Origin of the sequence: Aeromonas encheleia (assembly GCF_900637545.1) — a bacterium.
Taxonomy (GTDB): Bacteria; Pseudomonadota; Gammaproteobacteria; order Enterobacterales; family Aeromonadaceae; genus Aeromonas; species Aeromonas encheleia.
Genome location: NZ_LR134376.1, coordinates 468,855 through 487,809 on the forward strand (window position 1 = coordinate 468,855; position 18,955 = coordinate 487,809).

The 18,955-nt window shown below is 62.3% G+C and carries 14 protein-coding genes; 4 read left to right on the forward strand and 10 right to left on the reverse strand.

Annotated elements, in window-relative coordinates; all coding sequences use genetic code 11:
- Positions 1-82: 82 nt before the first annotated feature.
- Positions 83-3,898 (reverse strand): beta strand repeat-containing protein, encoded by a 3,816-nt coding sequence (locus EL255_RS02190; protein WP_084228244.1) that lies wholly within the window; start codon positions 3,896-3,898, stop codon positions 83-85.
- 571 nt (positions 3,899-4,469) lie between these two features.
- Positions 4,470-4,922: a YaiI/YqxD family protein gene (locus tag EL255_RS02195; RefSeq protein ID WP_042651984.1), complete on the reverse strand. Its 453-nt coding sequence runs from the start codon at positions 4,920-4,922 to the stop codon at positions 4,470-4,472.
- Positions 4,923-5,027: 105 nt separating this feature from the next.
- On the opposite strand from EL255_RS02195, the gene zntB reads away from it, so the two are divergent.
- Together zntB and EL255_RS02205 are read left to right on the forward strand one after the other, a co-directional pair.
- A complete protein-coding gene (gene zntB / locus EL255_RS02200) occupies positions 5,028-6,020 on the forward strand; it encodes a zinc transporter ZntB (protein WP_042651985.1) in 993 nt (330 codons plus the stop codon).
- Positions 6,021-6,029: 9 nt separating this feature from the next.
- A complete protein-coding gene (locus EL255_RS02205; RefSeq protein ID WP_042651986.1) occupies positions 6,030-6,548 on the forward strand; it encodes a mechanosensitive ion channel domain-containing protein in 519 nt (172 codons plus the stop codon).
- A 43-nt stretch (positions 6,549-6,591) separates the two neighbouring features.
- On the opposite strand, the gene EL255_RS02210 is transcribed toward EL255_RS02205, so the two are convergent.
- The 8 genes from EL255_RS02210 to EL255_RS02245 form a co-directional block, all read right to left on the reverse strand.
- On the reverse strand, positions 6,592-6,840 hold the full coding sequence (locus EL255_RS02210; RefSeq protein ID WP_042651987.1) for a hypothetical protein: 249 nt from the start codon (positions 6,838-6,840) through the stop codon (positions 6,592-6,594).
- A gap of 115 nt (positions 6,841-6,955) precedes the next feature.
- A complete protein-coding gene (locus EL255_RS02215) occupies positions 6,956-8,743 on the reverse strand; it encodes a cation:proton antiporter (protein WP_042651988.1) in 1,788 nt (595 codons plus the stop codon).
- Between the two features lie 127 nt (positions 8,744-8,870).
- Positions 8,871-9,392, reverse strand: coding sequence for an MltR family transcriptional regulator (locus EL255_RS02220; RefSeq protein WP_042651989.1), 522 nt, complete (start codon positions 9,390-9,392; stop codon positions 8,871-8,873).
- Positions 9,393-9,517: 125 nt separating this feature from the next.
- Positions 9,518-10,663, reverse strand: coding sequence for a mannitol-1-phosphate 5-dehydrogenase (locus tag EL255_RS02225; protein WP_042651990.1), 1,146 nt, complete (start codon positions 10,661-10,663; stop codon positions 9,518-9,520).
- A gap of 37 nt (positions 10,664-10,700) precedes the next feature.
- A complete protein-coding gene (locus tag EL255_RS02230; protein WP_042651991.1) occupies positions 10,701-12,623 on the reverse strand; it encodes a PTS mannitol transporter subunit IICBA in 1,923 nt (640 codons plus the stop codon).
- A gap of 636 nt (positions 12,624-13,259) precedes the next feature.
- The gene (locus EL255_RS02235; RefSeq protein ID WP_042651992.1) at positions 13,260-15,299 is read right to left on the reverse strand and encodes an exoribonuclease II; all 2,040 of its coding nucleotides are present in this window, start codon (positions 15,297-15,299) and stop codon (positions 13,260-13,262) included.
- A gap of 86 nt (positions 15,300-15,385) precedes the next feature.
- Positions 15,386-16,285: a LysR family transcriptional regulator ArgP gene (locus EL255_RS02240; protein WP_042651993.1), complete on the reverse strand. Its 900-nt coding sequence runs from the start codon at positions 16,283-16,285 to the stop codon at positions 15,386-15,388.
- A gap of 268 nt (positions 16,286-16,553) precedes the next feature.
- Positions 16,554-17,180 carry an acyl-homoserine-lactone synthase gene (locus EL255_RS02245; RefSeq protein ID WP_042651994.1) on the reverse strand — a complete coding sequence of 209 codons (627 nt, stop codon included), beginning with the start codon at positions 17,178-17,180 and terminating at the stop codon, positions 16,554-16,556.
- Between the two features lie 63 nt (positions 17,181-17,243).
- On the opposite strand from EL255_RS02245, the gene EL255_RS02250 reads away from it, so the two are divergent.
- Together EL255_RS02250 and lysE are read left to right on the forward strand one after the other, a co-directional pair.
- Positions 17,244-18,026: a LuxR family transcriptional regulator gene (locus tag EL255_RS02250; protein ID WP_042651995.1), complete on the forward strand. Its 783-nt coding sequence runs from the start codon at positions 17,244-17,246 to the stop codon at positions 18,024-18,026.
- Positions 18,027-18,313: 287 nt separating this feature from the next.
- Complete coding sequence (lysE, locus tag EL255_RS02255) at positions 18,314-18,934, forward strand: L-lysine exporter (RefSeq protein ID WP_042651996.1); 621 nt, start codon at positions 18,314-18,316, stop codon at positions 18,932-18,934.
- The last annotated feature ends 21 nt before the right edge of the window (positions 18,935-18,955 follow it).

An 18,955-nucleotide genomic window follows, 5' to 3' on the forward strand; every position in this document is an offset into this window, starting at 1 on the left:
CAGGGCATTTGCCTCTGCATGAATGCAGGTCGATATGCGTAAAAAAGGGTCCCTAGGGACCCTTTTTTGTTGTGGTTGATGGTTAAGGTATCAGGCCAGGGAAAGTCAATATGTTGCTGGATACCCCATTGAGCTCGGCTTGGAAGTTGGTACTGCCGAGGGGAATAACCAACACATAGGTATTGCCCAGCCCCAAGGCCAACAGACCGCCATTCATGCGCCAAGTCGCACTGCTGGTCACATTCTGTGTGCTGCCGTCCGAGTAGTGGCCTATCGCCGTGAAGGTGATAGTCCTTACCGTGTTCAGCAAGTTAATACTGCTGGTGGAGCTGATTACCAAGCTGCTCAGCACCGCATTGCTGACGGTGACCGGCAGGGAGGCTGTGACACCCTGTACGTTGACACTGACGTTCGCACTGCCGACGGTGACCCCAGTCGCCAGGCCCGTCGACGTGACGCTGAATACGCCGGGGTTGCTGCTCAGCCAATTGGCCTGAGCGGAGACATCCTGAGTGGTTGTGTCGCTCAGCGTCGCCGTGACCTTGAGCTGTGTCGATGTGCCCGCCGCCAGCGGGCTAATGGGAGCGATAGCCACGCTGACGACCACCGCATTGGATACCGTCACTCCCAACGTGGCGCTCTCTCCATTCAGAGTCCCTGTGATGGTGGCAGTTCCCGGTTGCAGCGCAGTGACCAGGCCGGAATTGAGGCCAACACTCGCAATGGCTGGGGCACTGCTGGTCCAGCTGACATTGGCGGTGACATCTACGGTGCTGCCATCGCTGTAGCTACCCTGGGCGGTCAGTTGACCCGTCAGCCCTGCAGCCAACGTTAAGGGCGGTACCGTGATGTTGAGTCCACCCGGATTGAGGGCGGCACTGGTCACGGTGATCAACAGGGTCGCATTTTGCCCGTTCAGAGTACCGGTAATCACAGCAACACCCGGCGTAACCGCTGTGACCAGGCCGGTCGAGCTGACGGTCGCAACAGCGGGGGTGCCGCTGCTCCAGCTGACACTGTTGGTGACGTTGATGTTGCTGCCGTCACTGTAGCTGCCATTGGCGGCAAGCTGACCGGTCAGACCGGCGGCCAGGGTCAATGGGGGCACCGTGATGCTGAGTCCAAATGGGTTAAGGATGGCGTTGGTGACAGTCACCTGCAGGGTCGCAGTTTGCCCGCCAAGAGTTCCTGTAATGGTGGCCGTTCCCGGTACGACAGCAGTGACCAGGCCGGTGTTGAGGCCAACGGTCGCAACGGTAGGGGCGCTGCTGGTCCAACTGACATTGGCGGTGACATCCAGGTTGCTGCCATCGCTGTAGCTACCATTGGCGACGAGCTGGCCGGTCAGGCCGGCAGCCAGGGTCAAAGGTGGCACTGTGATGGTGAGCCCACCGGGATTGATGGCTGCGTTGGTGACAGTCACCAGCAGGGTTGCAGTTTCTCCATTCAGGGTGCCCGTGATGGTGGTGATTCCCGGCGCGACAGCAGTGACCAGACCGGTGTGGAGGCCAACGGACGCAACGGCAGGGTTGCTGCTGGCCCAGCTGACGGAGGTGGTCACATTCACGTTGCTGCCATCGCTATAACTACCATTGGCAACCAGTTGACCTGTCAGGCCTGCGGCCAGGGTCAGAGGCGGTGTGGCTATGGTCAACCCACCTGCAATGAGCACCGCATTGCTGACAGTGACTAACAGGGTCGCACTCTGGCCGCCCAGGGTACCAGTGATGGTGGCGGTGCCGGGGGCGACGCCAGTGACCAGACCGGATGCATCGACGGTGGCGACAGCCGGATCACTGCTGACCCAGGTGACGGAGGCGGTCACATCCACACTGCTGCCATCACTGTAGTTGCCGTTGGCGGCAAGCTGACCGGTCTGACCGGCTGCCAGCGTCATGGGCGGCACCGTGATGGTGAGCCCACCTGCATTGATAGTGGCGTTGGTGACGGTGACGGAGAGCGTTGCACTCTGGCCATCCAGGATGCCGGTGATGGTGGCGGTGCCGGGGGCGACAGCGGTGACCAGGCCGGTCAGGCTAACGGTTGCGATGGCTGGATCACTGGTGTCCCATTGGACATTGGCGGTGACATCCGCGCTCGTGCCATCGCTGTAGGTTCCGCTGGCGGCAAGCTGACCCGTCAGGCCAACGGCCAGCGTCAGTGGCGGCACCGTGATGGTGAGTCCACCGACATTGAGGGTGGCGTTGGTGACGGTGACAGAGAGCGTTGCGCTCTGGCCGTCCAGGGTGCCGGTGATGGTGGCGGTGCCGGGGGCGACGCCAGTGACCAGACCGGATGCATCGACGGTGGCGACAGCGGGGTCACTGCTGGTCCAGCTGACGGAGGTGGTCACATTCACACTGCTGCCATCGCTGTAGCTGCCGTTGGCGGCAAGCTGACCGGTCAGGCCGGCTGACAGCGTCATGGGCGGTACCGTGATGGTGAGCCCACCGGCATTGAGGGTGGCACCGGTCACCTCCAGCGTAGAAGCGTTGCTGGTCACGTTCTGGAACTTGGCCGAAATGATGGTATTCCCTTCATTGAAGGCGGTCGCCTCACCATTCAGGTCGATGGTGGCTACGTTGATGTCCGAACTATCCCAGTCGACCTGACTGGTGAGATCCTGCGATGAGTTGTCGCTGAAGGTCGCTATTGCCTGGAATTGCTGCTTGGTCCCTTTGGGCAGTGATTTGGCTGCGGGGGTAATCTGGATGGAGGTGGTAATGGCGTTGGTGACAGTCAGTGTTGCACTGCGACTGATGGCTCCCAGCGTGGCGGAGAGTGTTACCTGGCCAATGCCTTTGCTCGTGACCAGTCCCACACTATTGATATCTGCCAATGTGGTGTCACTGCTGCTCCACTGCACCTGTTCCGAAACATCTTGAGTGGAGCCGTCCTGGAAGGTAGCGATGGCCTGCAACTGGGTCTTGGTGCCCAAAGCAATGGAGCTTGCTGCAGGAATGACTTGCAGAGTGCTGGCGCTGGTGTTGTTGACCGTGACGCTGGTAGTGGCAGTTACACCGAGCAGGCTTGCGGAGAGGGTGACAGTGCCTGCAGCGACACCGGTGACCTGACCCGTACCATCAATGGTTGCGACGGCGGGGTTACTGCTCAACCAGCCTACCTGAGAGGAGACATCCTGAACGCTTTGGTCAGCAAGAGTAGCGAGGGCCGTCAGCTTCGTCTTGGTGCCGATAGCCAGGGTGACCGTGGCTGGAGTGATCTGGATCTGGCTGATCGCCAGATTCACTGCAGAGACGCTAGTCTGACCGGTGACACCTTGCAGGGTGGCGCTGACGGTAGCATCGCCGATATCGCGAGCAGTAATCTTACCTTGTGTATCGACTTCCAGCACGGCCGGGTTGCTGCTCTGCCAGTTGGCTTGGGTCGACACATCTTTGGTGCTGTCATCGGATAGGGTGGCGATGGCTTGCAATTGCAGCGACAACCCCTTGGCCACCTTGGTGGTGGGGGGAATGACGCTGATCTTGGTAGCAATGGCATCAGTGATGGTCAGCGTGGACGCATTGCTGGTGACCCCCTGATAGCTGGCCGTTATCTCGGTCTTGCTGATTTTGAGTGGTTTGGCCAGGCCTTTCTCATCGATGGTGGCAATGCTGGTGTCGGCACTGCTCCAAGTGGCCAGAGCCGTGATGTCTTCCGTGGTGTTATCGCTATAGGTTGCAATAGCCGAATATTGGGTGCTGATGCCAAGCGGGGTGCTGGGATTGGCTTCGGCCCTGGTCTTGGTGCCTGCGGTGTCGGCAGAGATATCGATCTTGGTCAGCGTCTTGGCGCCTGGATCGGGGGACTCATTTCCTCCTCCCCCTCCTCCACCACAACTGAATAAGAAGAGGGTAAGAAACAGTGAGAGAAATACATTCATTGGTTTGCTCATGGATATTCCCCTTTGAACTCTGTGCTTAATCTGAGACGAGATTCCCCTTGTTTTTAGGGGCGACGAATCTTGCAGAGATGGTGTTCTCTGTTCTCGATAAGCACTCAAGTGCAGTAACTTGTTGAAATTATGACGTTAAGTCCCTTATTTTATTCGGCAGGAATATATTTTAATTATTTCCATTGTGTTGTTGTGGACATATTGTGGGTTTGCGCAAAATGCTACTAACAAGATTATTAATTTGTAGTTTGTTAATATGTCTAGGTTAGGTGGCTCGGTATTTCAACCACCATTGATATAATTAAAATTATGAGGAATAGGCCGAATTGATATAAAAAGTTATATCGAGCATCGGTCTCATCTGTGACGATGGGAGCAAGAAAAGGGAACCGAGTGAGGCGTATCTTGTGCCAGCGAGGAAGGGGGCATTACTGTGTGAGCCTGAGCGGCCCACAGCGGTGAGCCTGGAAGGCAAGTCGAGATGCTACGGCTTGCCGGAAGCTATGTCGGTCAGGCGGCTCAGTGCCAGCAGTCAGCCCATGGGGCTTGAACGCTGTCTCTCTTTATCTGGCTATGCCAGCTTGCCTCTGAGCAACCACTTGTCCAGCGCATTGGCGAAGCGTTGCTTGTCGGCCGCGTTGAAGGGGGCCGGGCCGCCGGTCTGGACCCCGGCTGAGCGCAGCTCCTCCATGAAGTTACGCATGCCGAGCCGCGCCTGTATGGTCTCGCGGGTGTAGATCTCGCCCCGGGGATTGAGTGCCTCGCCGCCGGCATCGATCACCCAGGAGGCCAGCGGGATATCGCCGGTAATGACCAGATCGCCGGGCCTGACCTGCTGGGCGATCACGTGATCCGCCACATCGAACCCCTGCTCCACCTGCTGGGTCTTGATGAAGGGGGAGGGCGGCACCCGCAGCCCCTGATTGGCGACCAGGGTGGTGACAACCTGGGCACGGTGGGCGGCGCGGTAGAGGATCTCCTTGACCGGGAGGGGACAGGCATCGGCATCAACCCAGATGGGCATGGCATGGTTTCCTGTGTCTGAAGCGAGGGCCGCATCTTAGCACGGCTGACGCAGGGCGGCTGCCCCGGGGCTGAGTCGGCCCCGGCTTTCGTGTAAGCTGGGTCGATGAACATGAACGAGAAGGACGTGCAGATGGATCGGGTGCCCAGTGACGTGATTTATGGCCTGACCCTAGATGGCAAGGGGGGCATGCAGCCGCTGGAGCCAGGCAGCGAGATCCCGGGGCCGCAACCCAGCTGGCTGCACCTGGATTATGGCAATCCGGAGTCGGCTCGCTGGTTGCTGCACACACCTCTGTTCAATGACGCCGTGCGTGAATCCCTGCTCGGCCAGAGCAACCGCCCCAAGCTGGTGCGGATGGGAGAGGCGGTGCTGCTGATCCTGCGTGGCATCAACCACAACCAGGAGCACCGCCCCGAGGAGATGGTGGCGCTGCGCATCTACATCACGCCGGATCTTATCCTCAGCAGTCGCCGTCGCCCCCTGCTGTCGGAGACGGACGTCTTCGAGCAGTTGAAACTGGGAGGGGGCGCGGACTCTCCCGCCGACTGGCTGGTGGAGATCTGTGATGCCCTGACCGAGCGGGCGGGGGAGTTCGTTGAGGAGCTGCACGATCAGATCCTGGAACTGGAGGAGAGGGTGCTGACCCGCGACTTGCCCGCCAATGGCCGGTTGGCGCTGATCCGCAAGCAGCTCATCATGATCCGCCGCTATCTCTCCCCCCAGCGGGATCTGGTGGCGCGGCTCGCCAACGAGAAGATCAGCTGGCTGGACGAGGATGACCGCCGCCGTCTGCTCGACATCGCCGATCGCTTGCGGCGCTGGCTGGACGATCTGGATGCCGGGGTCGCCCGTACCGCCGTGCTGGCGGACGAGATCAACAACCTGATGGCGGAGGCGACCAATAGACGCGCCTACCAGATGTCGGTGATGGCGTTGCTGTTCCTGCCTGCGACCTTCCTGACCGGCCTGTTTGGCATCAACCTGGGGGGCATTCCGGGGGCGGAGAGTCCGCTTGCCTTCTGGGTCTTCAGCGGCTCCCTGCTGACATTGGCGACCGTACTGGCGGTCTGGCTCAAACATCGGCGCTGGTGGTAAGGAGCACAGATGACGACATGGGAATCTTTTGGTGTGACCCTGCTGCTGTTGCTGGGCCACACCCTCATCCGCGGTCTCATTCACAAGAGTCTGATGGCGCTGGCTCAGAGCCGGCAGGTGAGCGAGAACCGGGTGCTCTACGTGGAGCATGTGTTCCACTTCCTGCTCGGCTGCGCCACCCTGCTGATCCTGGCGGGGGTGTGGGGGCTCGACTTCTCCCGGCTGGTGGTACTCGCCTCTTCCTTCTTTGCCGTGCTCGGCGTCGCCATGGTGGCGCAGTGGTCGATCCTCTCCAACATCACCGCCAGCATCACCATCTTCTTCGCCTTCCCCTACAAGATTGGCGACAGGATCCGCATCCTCGACAAGGATGATTCCGTCACCGGTGTCATCACCGAGATCGGCCTGTTCTACCTGCGGGTGCGGGATGACAACGGCGATCTGGTGACCTACCCGGCCAACCTGATCCTGCAAAAGCCGGTCAGACGACTGGAGAGCAAGGAAGCCGAGCCGTTGCAGCCGGAATAACAAAAGGCTCCTCCCGGAGCCTTTTTTCTATCGTAATAACTTCTCAGCGCTCGTAGAAGCGGTAGAGATGCTCGACCTGGATTGGGCAGTCCGCCACCCGATGGATGTGTTCGCGAGCATCCTCCTCCGAGGCGAATCTCACCGGGCAACCCAGGGTGTCCGTCATCTCGTACAGGCGGCCATCCTGGCCACGAAACTCCACGAGCCAGCCCGGAAAGGCGATGTCGTGCAGGATCTCCGCCTCCTTGAAGCGGCGCTGCTGATTCAGTGTGCGCAATTCGCTGACCGTCATGACATCCTCCTATGACTCATGGCACCACCCTCAAGTCTAGTCGCCGCCAGCCAGGGCGGCACGCCCCCGGAGGAGCTGAGTACTGGGCCTATTGTCGCTTAGGCGGCAGAGAGTCTCAGGGCGCCGGCGGCTCCCTGGGTGGCTGCAGGGCGATCAGCAGCTCGCCTGCCTGCGGCTGGATAGGGCCGGTGACGACATGGGGCTTCGCCCTGGCATCCAGCACGAACAAGGGGATGGCACCCGGATTGGCCTCCTGGTACTGGGCCCAGTCAAAGGCGTCGCTCAGCCGGGTCGCCTTGATCTGGCCGCCCCGGCTCAGCAGGCCGCTCAGGCGGGCATAGTTGACCTCGGGTCCGAACAGGTTCTGGCGGGCGCGGAAGGTGGCGCTCTCCCGGTTCGCCTTGCCGTGCTGCTCGCTGGATCGCAGGGAGTAGACCTTCTCCTCCCCGTACAGATGGGCGAAGTGCAGCACGCCGAGGGCGTTGTTGTGGCGGTTGGGGGAGAGCGCCAGCACTGTACTGATGCTGGTGAGCGGCAGGTGCAGCTCGGCATGTTCGGACTGCGGATTGCCGAAGTAACAGGGCAGATTGCTCATGCGCGCCTGCCTGCAAAATTCCCAGGCCGGGTCGCAGAGCTGCACCGGCACCCCCTGCTCCGCCAGCGCCCGGCCTATGGCCCGCGCCACCGAGTTGGCCCCTATGATGAGCCAGGTGTTGGGGGCGCTCTGGCGCATCTTGAGCAGGCCCGCCAGTGGCGCCGAGGTGAGGCTTTGCAGCACCACTGTGGAGATGATCACCGCGAACACCAGGGGCACCAGCTTGTCCGCATCGGGAATATCAGCCTGATGCAGGCTGATGGCGAAGGAGGCGCTGACCGCCGCCGCCACTATGCCCCGCGGTGCTATCCAGCTGAGCAGGGCGCGGGCTCGCCAGGAGAGATCCGAGCCCCAAGTCGAGACCAGGATGCAGAGCGGGCGCGCCACGAACTGCACCACGCACAGCAGCGCCAGCACCATGGGACCGAGCTGCCAGAGCTGGGCCAGGTCGAGGCGGGCCGCCAGCAGGATGAACAGGGAGGAGATAAGGATGACGGCGAGATCCTCCTTGAAGGCCAGCACCTCTTCCAGGTCCAGCCCCTCCTGATTGGCAAGCCAGATGCCGAACACTGTGATCGCCAACAGGCCGGATTCGTGGCTGAGCCAGTTGGAGAGGCTGAAGGTGACCAGCACCAGCGCCAGCACCCCGAACTTGTGCAGGCTGACCGGCAGCCAGTCCTTGCGGATCAGCAGTGTGGTAAGCCAGCCGGCGGCCACCCCGATGAAGGAGCCGACCCCCACCGTTTTTGCCAGTGCCAGCAGGGTGTGGCCGATGAGATCCCCCTGGCTGCCGAGGCGCACCGCCTCGAACACCAGCACCGCAAACAGGGCACCGATGGGGTCTATGACTATCCCTTCCCAGCGCAGTATGCGGTCCACCTCCCGGGTGGGGCGGATCACGTTGAGCATGGGGGCGACCACGGTCGGCCCCGTCACCACCAGCACGGCACCGAGCACCATGGCGACCCGCCAGTCCAGCCCCAGCAGAAAGTAGCTGGCGCTGCCGATGACGGCGAAACTGGCCAGCATGCCCACCGAGCAGAGGTTGCGCACCACCTTGCCTATTCCCTTGAGTTCGGCCAGATGCAGGGTCAGGGCCCCTTCGAACAAGATGATGGCCACCGACAGGGACACCAGCGGGAACAACAGCTCCCCCAGCAACTGATCCGGATCGAGCAGACCCGTCATCGGGCCGAGCAGCAGGCCACTCAGTAGCAGAAACAGGATGGCGGGCACCCGCAGGAACCAGGCCAGCCATTGCGCCAACAGGGAGATCAGGGCGATCCCCGCCAGGGAGAGTGCGATCATGCCAACCTCGGGCAGGTGAGGGGGTTGGGAGTAGTGTAGCGGGGAAGGAGGGCAAATTGACACCCGCTCGCGGCGGCGGGGCGGCGCCTCCCTGCTTTACCGGAGGGGCCTTGCCGGGGGAGCTCGCCTAGATGGGGCTCTCTTTGTGAAGCTCGGCGACGCAGTCGGCCACCGCCAGCACCAGTGCGGAGCGCACCACCTGATCGAGCCGGTTGAGCTGCATCTGGTAGAAGGGCCAGTCTTCCTCGTTGGCCGGGGGATCCTGCGGCATCATGCTGCCCTGGTTGAGACCGTGCAGACGAGCCAGCAGATCGCGGATCGGCTTGTCGCTGAAGCGGTAATCCTTGGGATCGCGCACCAGAAAATCGCGGATCTTCAGGTAGGCTTCCAGATCCTGATAGCGCTCGAGGGAGATGAGACCGAGGGCGAAGATGAGCTTGAGGCGCACCTCCAGCTGGCCGAGGGGGCCGCTCTGGTTGAGCAGGGGTTCGATGGCGTATTTGACGGCATACTCCTCCTGACGGAACGCGCGCCGCATCAGGGAGTCGACCGCCTCTTCCAGGATGGTCACGACTTCGAGAAAGAAGCCGCGGGGGCCATCCTGCTCGTTCAGTCGTTCCAGTATTTCATCTTCCTGGTGTGTGGTCATAGGTGCTTAAGGTCCAGCTGACAGGGAGAGAGTGCCTCTCTCCCGGTTTTTATCATATGGGGCGAATTCCCATGCCATTCAACCGGTTGATGCGGCTGCTTGGCGGTGAGTGCGCCCCATCAGGGTCACTTCAAGGTGTCGTAACGGGCGACGATGGCACGCACTATCTCGCTGTCGGCGGCAAGGCCTGTCACCCGGGCCAGGGCCTGGGCCGGGCCAAGCTCTGCCAGCAGGCTCTGCAGCTCCACCGCCTGGGGGTCATCGGCGTTGCGATAGTGCAGCGCCGCGGCTATCCCCTCCTGCAGGTGATCGCTCGGCAGGCCGTACTCCAGGGTGCCGAGCAGCGGCTTCACCAGCCGATCCCCCGCCGCCAGCTTGCGCAGCGGCTGACGGCCGACCCGGTCGATTTCGTCCACCAGATAGGGGTTGGCGAAGCGGGCCAGGATCTTCTCGATATAGGCGGCGTGCAGGCGCGGGTCGAAGCCGTAGCGTTTCACCAGTACGGCTCCGCTCTCCTCCATGGCGCGGCGCACCTTGCTGCGGATCAGCGGATCCTCTATCGCCTCGCGCACGGTGCGATAGCCCCGCAACTTGCCGAGGTAGGCGGTGACTATGTGGCCGGTGTTGAGGGTGAACAGCTTGCGCTCGACGAAGGCCATCAGGTTGTCGGTGGGCTCCATGCCCGCCACCTGCGGCAGTTCGCCCTTGAACTGGGTCTGATCGACGATCCACTCGCTGAAGCTCTCCACCGTCACTTCCAGCGGATCGTCGTTGGCCGCCGCCGGTGGCACTATGCGATCCACCGCGGAGTCGACGAAGCCGACGCAGGATTCGAGCGTGGCATGATACGCGACCGGCAGGAACTTGAGTACCTCCTGCTTGAGATGGCTGGTGCCGCGCACCATGTTCTCGCAGGCGATGACGTTGAGCGGGGTCAGGTTGCCGGCATCGAAGCGGGCCTGCAGCCCCTTGGCCAGGGTGCTGGCAATCTTGTCCAGAATGTTGGGGCCGACCGCTGTGGTGACCAGATCGGCGGTGATGATGCGGGCGATCACCTCGTGACCGGCGGAGCTGACCGCCGCCACGTTGCGCACCACGTCCAGCTTCTGATCCGCCCCCACCACGTGCACCTTGTACTCCTGGCGGTGGTTGAGCTGATCGATCAGGGTCTCGTTGACGTCGGCGAAAGTGACCTGGTGGCTGGCGTCCGCCAGCAGTTTTCCAATGAAGCCACGACCTATGTTGCCGGCACCAAAATGCAATGTTTTCATGATATTAACCTCTACAACCAAAGACGATGAAGGACGATTACGCAGCCTGTTCGGCACCCAGCAGATCCAGAAACTCCTGGGGATCCGTGGTGCTGGCCAGCCGGTCGATGAGACCGGGTTCATCCAGTGCATTGGTCAGGCGGGTTATCACCTGCATGTGCTCGTCGTTGCGGGCGGCGATGCCGATCACCAGTCGTGCCACCTCATCGGCCGCCTCGCCGAAGGCGACCCCGGCCGGATACTGGCAGATGACGATGCCGGTACGCTTCACGAACTCCTTGGCGGCTATGGTGCCGTGGGGCACGGCGATGGACTCGCCGAGGTAGGTGGAGACCAGCTGCTCGCGCTCCAGCATGGCGTTGACGTAGTCGGGCGCCACGTAGCCCCGCTCGGCCAGCAGCGCGCCGGCGGCCAGGATGGCGGCCTCCTTGTTGTCGGCCTTGAGCCCCAGATGCACGTCCTGCAGGCTGAGGCTGAACACCTCGGCGGCCTGCGGCTCGTAGCTGTCGTCGTTGGCGGCCACCAGCAGCTGCGGGTGGGCGACGTCATCGTTGGCGGCCTGGGTCAGGCTCTGCACCAGCTCCTGATAGAGGCCGTTGTCGAGGAAGTTGGTGAGCGAGATGTGGTGGGCGTTCGGCGCATGGCGACGGGCCCGCTCGGTCAAGTCCTTGTGGGTGATGACCCAGTCCACCTGATCGTCGAGCTGATCGATGGCGCGGTTGGTGACGCTGATGTCGAGCCCGGCGGCCTGCACCCGCTTGCGCAGCATGCCGGCGCCCATGGCGCTGGAACCCATGCCCGCATCGCAGGCAACGACGATATTGCGCACCGCCATCAGTTCACCGCTCGGCTTCTTGGCCGCCGCGGTTTCGGGTTTGGCGCCCTTCATGGCTTTCATCTTGCGAGTGGCTTCACCCAGGGCATCGGCCTCGTCGGCTTCCGGCTGCTGGGCACGCACGAACACGGCGGCGACCAGGAAGGAGACCAGGGTCGAGCAGATGATGGAGAGAGCAACCCCGATCAGGGAGGCTTTCGGCGTCATCAGGAGCACGGCGAAGATGGAGCCCGGCGATGCGGGGGAGACCAGCCCGGCATTGAACAGGGTCAGGGTGAAGACCCCTGTCATGCCGCCGGCGATTACCGCCAGTATGAGGCGCGGGTTCATCAGCACGTAGGGGAAGTAGATCTCGTGGATGCCACCGAAGAAGTGAATGATGGAGGCTCCGGCGGCGGACTGCTTGGCGGCACCACGGCCGAACACCATGTAGGCCAGCAGCACGCCCATGCCCGGGCCCGGGTTCGCTTCGATCAGGAAGAAGATGGAGCGGCCATGCTCGGTCGCCTGTTGGATCCCCAGCGGCGAGAAGATGCCGTGGTTGATGGCGTTGTTGAGGAACAGGATCTTGGCCGGCTCGACGAAGATGGAGGTGAGCGGCAGCAGGTTGTTGTCCACCAGGAAGCCGACACCACCGGCCAGCACGCCGGACAGCACCTTGACGAAGGGGCCGATCACGAAGAAGGCGAGGATCGCCAGCAACATGCCGATGAGGCCGGCGGAGAAGTTGTTGACCAGCATCTCGAAGCCGCTCTTGACGCGGCCTTCCATCACCTTGTCGAAGCGCTTGATGGCCCAGCCACCCAGCGGACCGACCATCATGGCACCCATGAACATCGGGATGTCGGTCCCCACTATGACGCCCATGGTGGTGATGGCACCGACCACACCGCCGCGTTCACCGCCCATCAGCTTGCCGCCGGTATAGCCAATCAGCAGCGGCAGCAGGTAGGTGATCATGGGGCCGACCAGCTTGGCCAAGGTTTCGCTTGGCAGCCAGCCGGTGGGGATGAAGAGGGCGGTAATAAAGCCCCAGGCGATGAAGGCGCCTATGTTGGGCATGACCATATTGGACAGGAAGCGTCCAAAATTCTGTATCTTGACTTTGGTATCCGGTGATAACATGTCGGGACCCCGTTTTAAGCCTGTTTGATTAAGAGTGGTAGTCGGGATGACGGGTTTTGCCGAACCCCCATCCCAGTCGTCTAAGCAACTTCAATCTACCAGCTCGCGATCGAATTAGGCTGAAAACGGGGCATCTTGTGATCTGCCTCTCAATTACCTCGACCTCCCCCCTCCCTTCCCAGTGATCAAGATCACAGTCATGGGCTGTATTCTGGTTACATCTCGATCATCGCCGTCGAATCGGCCTTGTTTATGTGACTTCTGTCACTCTTTGTTGTTTGCGCAAACAGGATGTCAATGTGATTCTCGTCACAAGTTGGTAATTTGTGCTCAAACGAGGCAACTCATCGGTGGTGGATCCCGGGGGAGATGACGATGGATCGATCCTGGTTTGCCGTTGTTGACTAATGAATGATTAGGTTTTGTAACCCACTTTCAGTTTTCAACCCCCGCATCACGGCCATGACAATCTCTATGCCTGCCTGCCTGCCTGCCTGCCTGCCTGCCGTCCGCCACGCCCAGATCCCGCTCGCCAAGCGGGAGCTATTCACCGATAGGGTGCCGTCGGTGTCGTGAGCCGGGCGTAAAAAAGCCCGCCGAGTGGCGGGCTGTTTGAATCGAGCGGGTGGCTGCGACTTACTCCGCCTTGGGAGCAGCTTCAGCCTCAGCCGGTGTCTCAGTCGATGCCTCGGTGCTCTCGACGACCGGGGCTTCCGGTGCCGGGCCCGGTACCAGCGCGACCGCAGGCTTGGCGATGAGGGAGCGGGTCTCTTCCACCGCCTCGCTCAGCCTGACCTCGATGATCTGGCCCAGCTCATAGACCACTTCTGTCTTGTCCAGGTAGACGCGACCGTTGTCCCAGTTGCACTCCAGCCTGTCCTTGTTGTCCAGGATGTGGCGGGCGGGCATGAACACCACGGCGCCGTTCTCCTGCAGGCGCAGCTTGAGGCCGGCGCGCATCACGTCGATGATCTCGGCGTTGAACAGCTGCTCGGTGCCGGCGGCAGCCTGGAGGTAACGGACATAGAGCCAGTCGCCGATGTCGCGCTCGACCCTGCGGTGCAGGCGGCGGCACTCAGTCAGGTGCTCGGTGAGCTCCTGGCTCGGACGCTCACCCGGGGTCTTGCCGGCGATGACGGCCTTGAGCAGGCGATGGTTGACCATGTCGCCGTACTTGCGGATCGGAGAGGTCCAGGTGGCGTAGGCATCCAGCCCCAGGCCGTAGTGGGCACCCGGCTCGGCGGACATCAGTGCATAGCTCTGGAAGCGGCGGATCTTGCCGTCCAGCCAGCGGGTGTCCAGGCTGTCGATCCAGCGGCGCAGGGCGCAGAAACCGGTCAGGCTGGCGATCTCTTCCTTCTCGAACGGGGCCTCGGCGCTCTTGAGCAGCTCGATGGCGCCGTCGAGGGACTCCTCGTCGAAGCCGGTGTGGACGTTGAAGATGCCGTAGCCGACGCTCTTGCCCAGCACCCGACCGGCGCAGATGTTGGCGGCGATCATCGACTCCTCGATCATCCGGTTGGCGATGCGGCGCGGTTCCACGTGAATGGCCAGCACGGCGCCGTTTTCACCCAGTTCGAAGTCGTAGTCGGGACGATCCGGGAACACCAGGGCGTGCTCGGTGCGCCACTTGATGCGCGCCTCTGTCATGGCCTTCATCAGCGGCAGCTGGGCCATGACGCCTGCGTCTATGGCCAGCTCTTTGCCGTGCTCGGCCCAGTCGGAGACCTCGTCATAGTTGAGACGGGCGTGGGAGATGATGCGGGCGGCGAAGAACTCGGTCTCCTCCAGCAGCAGGCCATCTTCGGCGATCAGCAGGCGGGCGCACAGGGTGTTGCGCTCCTCGCCCTCTTTCAGGGAGCAGAGCTCGTCGGAGAGGGTGCGCGGGATCATGGGCACGTTGCGGCCCGGCATGTAGACGGTGAAGGCGCGCTTGGCGGCTTCCTGGTCCAGCTCGCTGCCTTCGGCCACATAGGCGGTCGGATCGGCGATGGCGACCAGCAGCTCCCAGCCGTTGTCCAGCTTGCGGATGGACAGGGCGTCATCCATGTCCTTGGTCTTGGCACCGTCGATGGTGAAGAAGGGGACGGCGGTCAGGTCGGTGCGCGGCAGCTCTTCCTCTTCGATCACCTTCCACTCGGGCAGGTCCGCCGGCTCGATCTGGGCCAGGTTGTGGCGTGCCAGCACCACCCACCAGGGCACGTTGTGATCGCCCTTGTCGGCGATGAGCTGGGTGATCTCGGCGGAGAAGTTACCATCCACCAGGGCGTGACGCTTGAGGGTCGCAACCACCCAGTCCCCTTCCTTGAGGGACTTCTCATCCAGCCCCTTCTTGGCGCGGGCCTTGATGGCGTCCTTGATGAGGGGATGGTCAGGCACCACGTTGAGGCGGTCGCGGAACATCTTGACGCGACCGACGAAGCGGGTCACCGCCTGCTCCAGCAGGGCATCCGGCTCGGCCACTTCCTTATCTTTCTCGGTACGGATCAGGGCGCTCACCCGGTCACCGTGCATCACCTTCTTCATGTAGGGAGGCGGCACGAAATAGCTGGTCTTCTCATCGACCTCCAGGAAGCCGAAGCCCCGATCGGAGGCGCGGATCACACCCTCTTTCTTGGGGATGTTTTCGCGGATTTGTTGCTTGAGCTGGGCCAGCAGCGGATTGTCTTGGAACATAAGTGAGGAACCTGAGTGGAGACCTGATGAAGAATCGCCCAGCACTATACGTTTTTACCCCCCCAAAGCCAAGGTGAATGGCCCCGTCAGCGGGGCAGCAGTGCCCGGCGACCCTGTTCGATCAGGCGCAGGGAGATCTGTTTGTGCAGCCCCCGCTCCAGCACCCAGCGGTGCCAGTAGAGGCGCTCGATGAGGTGATGCCCCGGGCTGAGATCGAGCAGGCTCCCCGCCGCCAGCTGCTGGCGGATCTGCAACTCGGGGATGAGGCAGTAGGCCAGCCCCTGCTCGGCCATGGCGACGAAGGCCTCCGACGAGCGCACCGTGTGGCAGGGGTAGCCGCCGGGCTCCAGCCCGAAGTGGCGGGCCATGAAGCTCACGTGCATGTCGTCGCGCTGATCGAAGGCCACCGCCGGCGCCTTGGCCAGCGCTTCCGGGGTGAGCCCCTTGGGAAAATGGCGGGCGACGAAGGCGGGGCTGGCGGTCAGCAGGTAGCGCATCTCGCCGAGCTCGTCGACGCAGCAACCGGCGAGGGGCTGGGGTTGCAGGCTGACGGCGCCGAAGGCTTGCCCCTCGCGCACCTTGTCGAGGGTGCGGATCTCGTCATCCACCAGCAGGTTCAGCTCGATGGGATGCTGCTCCAGCAGCGGGGCCAGGGCGGGCAGCAGCCAGGTGGCCAGGCTGTCGGCATTGATGGCGATGCTGACCCGGATCGGTGCCTGGGGCGCGGCGGGGGAGAGCTCCCCGGCCAGTTCGAGTTCAAGCTGGCGTACCTGCCGGTAGTGGGCCAGCAGCTTCTGCCCGAGTGCGGTGGCCTGCAGCGGCTGGCTGCGAATGATCAGCGGCTCGGCAAACTGCTGCTCCAGCTGCTTGATGCGCTGGGAGATGGCGGACTGGGTGATGTGCAGGCGCTGGGCGGCCCGCTCGAAGTTCTGCTCCTGCATCACGGCATCCAGTGCCAGCAGCAGCTTGTAATCCAGGGCTTTCATCAGCCTTCCTTATCCCGCTGAGAATCAAGAAAACAGGCTACTGAAGGGGGGCGCCGGCGACAAGAGGAACCGCCCTCGTTCCCTCTCTTTCGATCGGCTCGGCGGGCGCGGCCACTGTGATAAGTGACAGTAGAGACAAGGTGAGATTCATAAGATACTCACTCTGTCCGTTTTTGCATGGGGTGGAAACGGGCCATAGCGAGAGTTTTAGTCCCGGGTATCAACCCGGGACTTTTTTATGGCGCTCAGGCCGCCGGGCGGGTGGCGCTCAGGAGGTGCCGACCAGCTCCTCAGACGGCTGGTACCGGCCCCGCAGCGGGCGATTGACGGCCAGGGCGAAGCGCTCGTCCAGCTGGAAGCGGATGCCCACTCCGCGCACGGCGCCCAGCTCCACCGCCTGGCGGTGGCCGAGTCGCTCTATGGGCAGGCCGAGGCGGCGGAAGATGCGCTCGACCGGCAGGCTGACCACGGCCACCAGTTCCCGGATCCCCTGCGCCCTGGCGAAGGCATAGACCTCGCGGAAGATGACGCAGGTCAGCTCGTTCACGCCGTTGTCCAGTTGCGGCGCCCGACTGGCATCGATGGCGAGCCGGGTCAGCTCCCAGACATCGGCGCAGCGCGGGGCCAGCTCGCCGGCGAGGGCAGCGGGGAAGATGCTGGGCAACATGTAGTCCTGGGCACAGCTGAGCAAGCGAATGCAGCCGCACAGGCCCTGCTCGTCCTCAATCAGTACCCAGTGGGTATCCGGCTTGTCGAAGCTGTCCCGCTCCAGACCCCGGTGGGATTCCACATCCCAGCCGAGCCGATCGGAGAAGACGCGCTTGCGAAAGCGATAAAGTTCGTTTTCGACCTCCCATCTGGGGTGTTGTTTCAATTTTCCTTTGAAAACAAGCATTCATGTCTCTCCATTTCATGGTTAGGCGCTATAATCCAAGGCCTTGGCCAGGGGGGCTAGCCTATGACACACGACCAACTGCTTGAGTATCTCGAACATTTCACGGTGGTGACGGATGGCAACCGGCTGGCGGAACTGATCGGCCGCTTCACGCTGGGAATGGGCTACGACTACTATCGGTTTGCGCTCATCCTGCCCATGTCGATGCAGAGGCCCAAGGTGGTGCTGTTCAACCAGTGCCCCGACTCCTGGGTACAGGCCTACACGGTCAACAACATGCTGGCCTGCGACCCCATCATCCAGCTCGCCCGCAGGCAGACCCTGCCCATCTACTGGAACCGGTTGGACGAGAAGGCGCGCTTTCTGCAGGAAGGCAGCATGGACGTGATGGGGCTGGCGGCGGAGTTCGGGCTGCGCAACGGCATCTCCTTCCCGTTGCACGGGGCGGCAGGGGAGAATGGCATACTGTCGTTCATCACCGCCGAGCGGGCCTCGAGCGATCTGCTGCTGGAGTCCTCGCCCATCCTCTCCTGGATGTCCAACTACATCTTCGAGGCCGCGATCCGGATCGTGCGCAAGGGCCTGCGGGAAGGCGATCCGCAGGAGGCCCTGACCGACCGGGAGACCGAATGCCTGTTCTGGGCCAGCGAAGGGAAGACGTCGAACGAGATCGCCTGCATCCTGGGGATCACCGAACGCACGGTGAACTACCACCTCAATCAGGTGACCCGCAAGACCGGCTCCATGAACCGTTATCAGGCCATCGCCAAAGGGGTGAGCAGCGGCATCCTGATCCCCAACCTGGAGCAGGTCGTGGTCACCAATTACCCCAAGATCCTGCAGTGAGATAAGCGCCTCCCGCCCCACCCCTCGTGCCAGGGCCGGACGGGCGACATAGCTGGTCAGTCACCCGTGATCCTCGTCCCCTGCCCCAGCCGATGCGTCGACCCTGTTGATTCTCGGTGCGGGGCGGCGGGCTCACAATTGTCAGATCCTGCAATTGACAGCCCGCTGAGAAGGGCGTTGGCGCCCGGGTTATTAGTGAATTGAATGTATCAGCAGATTAATGAATTTCTCTGATTCCCCCGATCCCCTTATAGTGCCGTCCAGTTACCCATACGGACGCTTCACCCATGCTCGCAACCACACTGCAAGGCTTCACCCTCGGCCTCGCCATGATCATCCCAATAGGTGCCCAGAATGCCTTCGTGCTGAGCCGGGGCATCCACCGCAACCACCATCTGTTGACGGCCACGCTCTGCTGCTTCTGCGATCTCATCCTGATCGGTATAGGGGTGTTTGGCGGCGCCAACCTGCTGGCGAGCAGCCCCATCGGCCTGGCGCTGCTGACCTGGGGCGGCGTACTGTTCCTCGGCTGGTTCGGCATTCGTTCCCTGCGCAGCGCCTGGCGCGGGCAGGGGGCGGCATTGGCGGATTCACCCCAGCTGATGGGGGTCAAGAGCGTGCTGGCCATGACGCTGGGCGTCACCCTGCTCAACCCCCATGTCTACCTGGATACCCTGATGCTGCTCGGCTCCTTCGGCAGTCAGTTCGCCGAGGAGCTGCGACCGGCCTTCGCCGCGGGCGCCATGCTGGCATCCCTGGTCTGGTTCTACGGTCTGGCATTCGGGGCGGCGGCCCTTTCCCCCTGGCTTGCCCGGGGCAGGGTGCAGCAAGCCATTGATCTTGTTGTTGGTATTATCATGCTGGGGTTGGCGGTTCAGCTGGCCAGCGGGGCCTTGCTGGCCTCATAAGGCTATTTTTGTGTCGGGCTT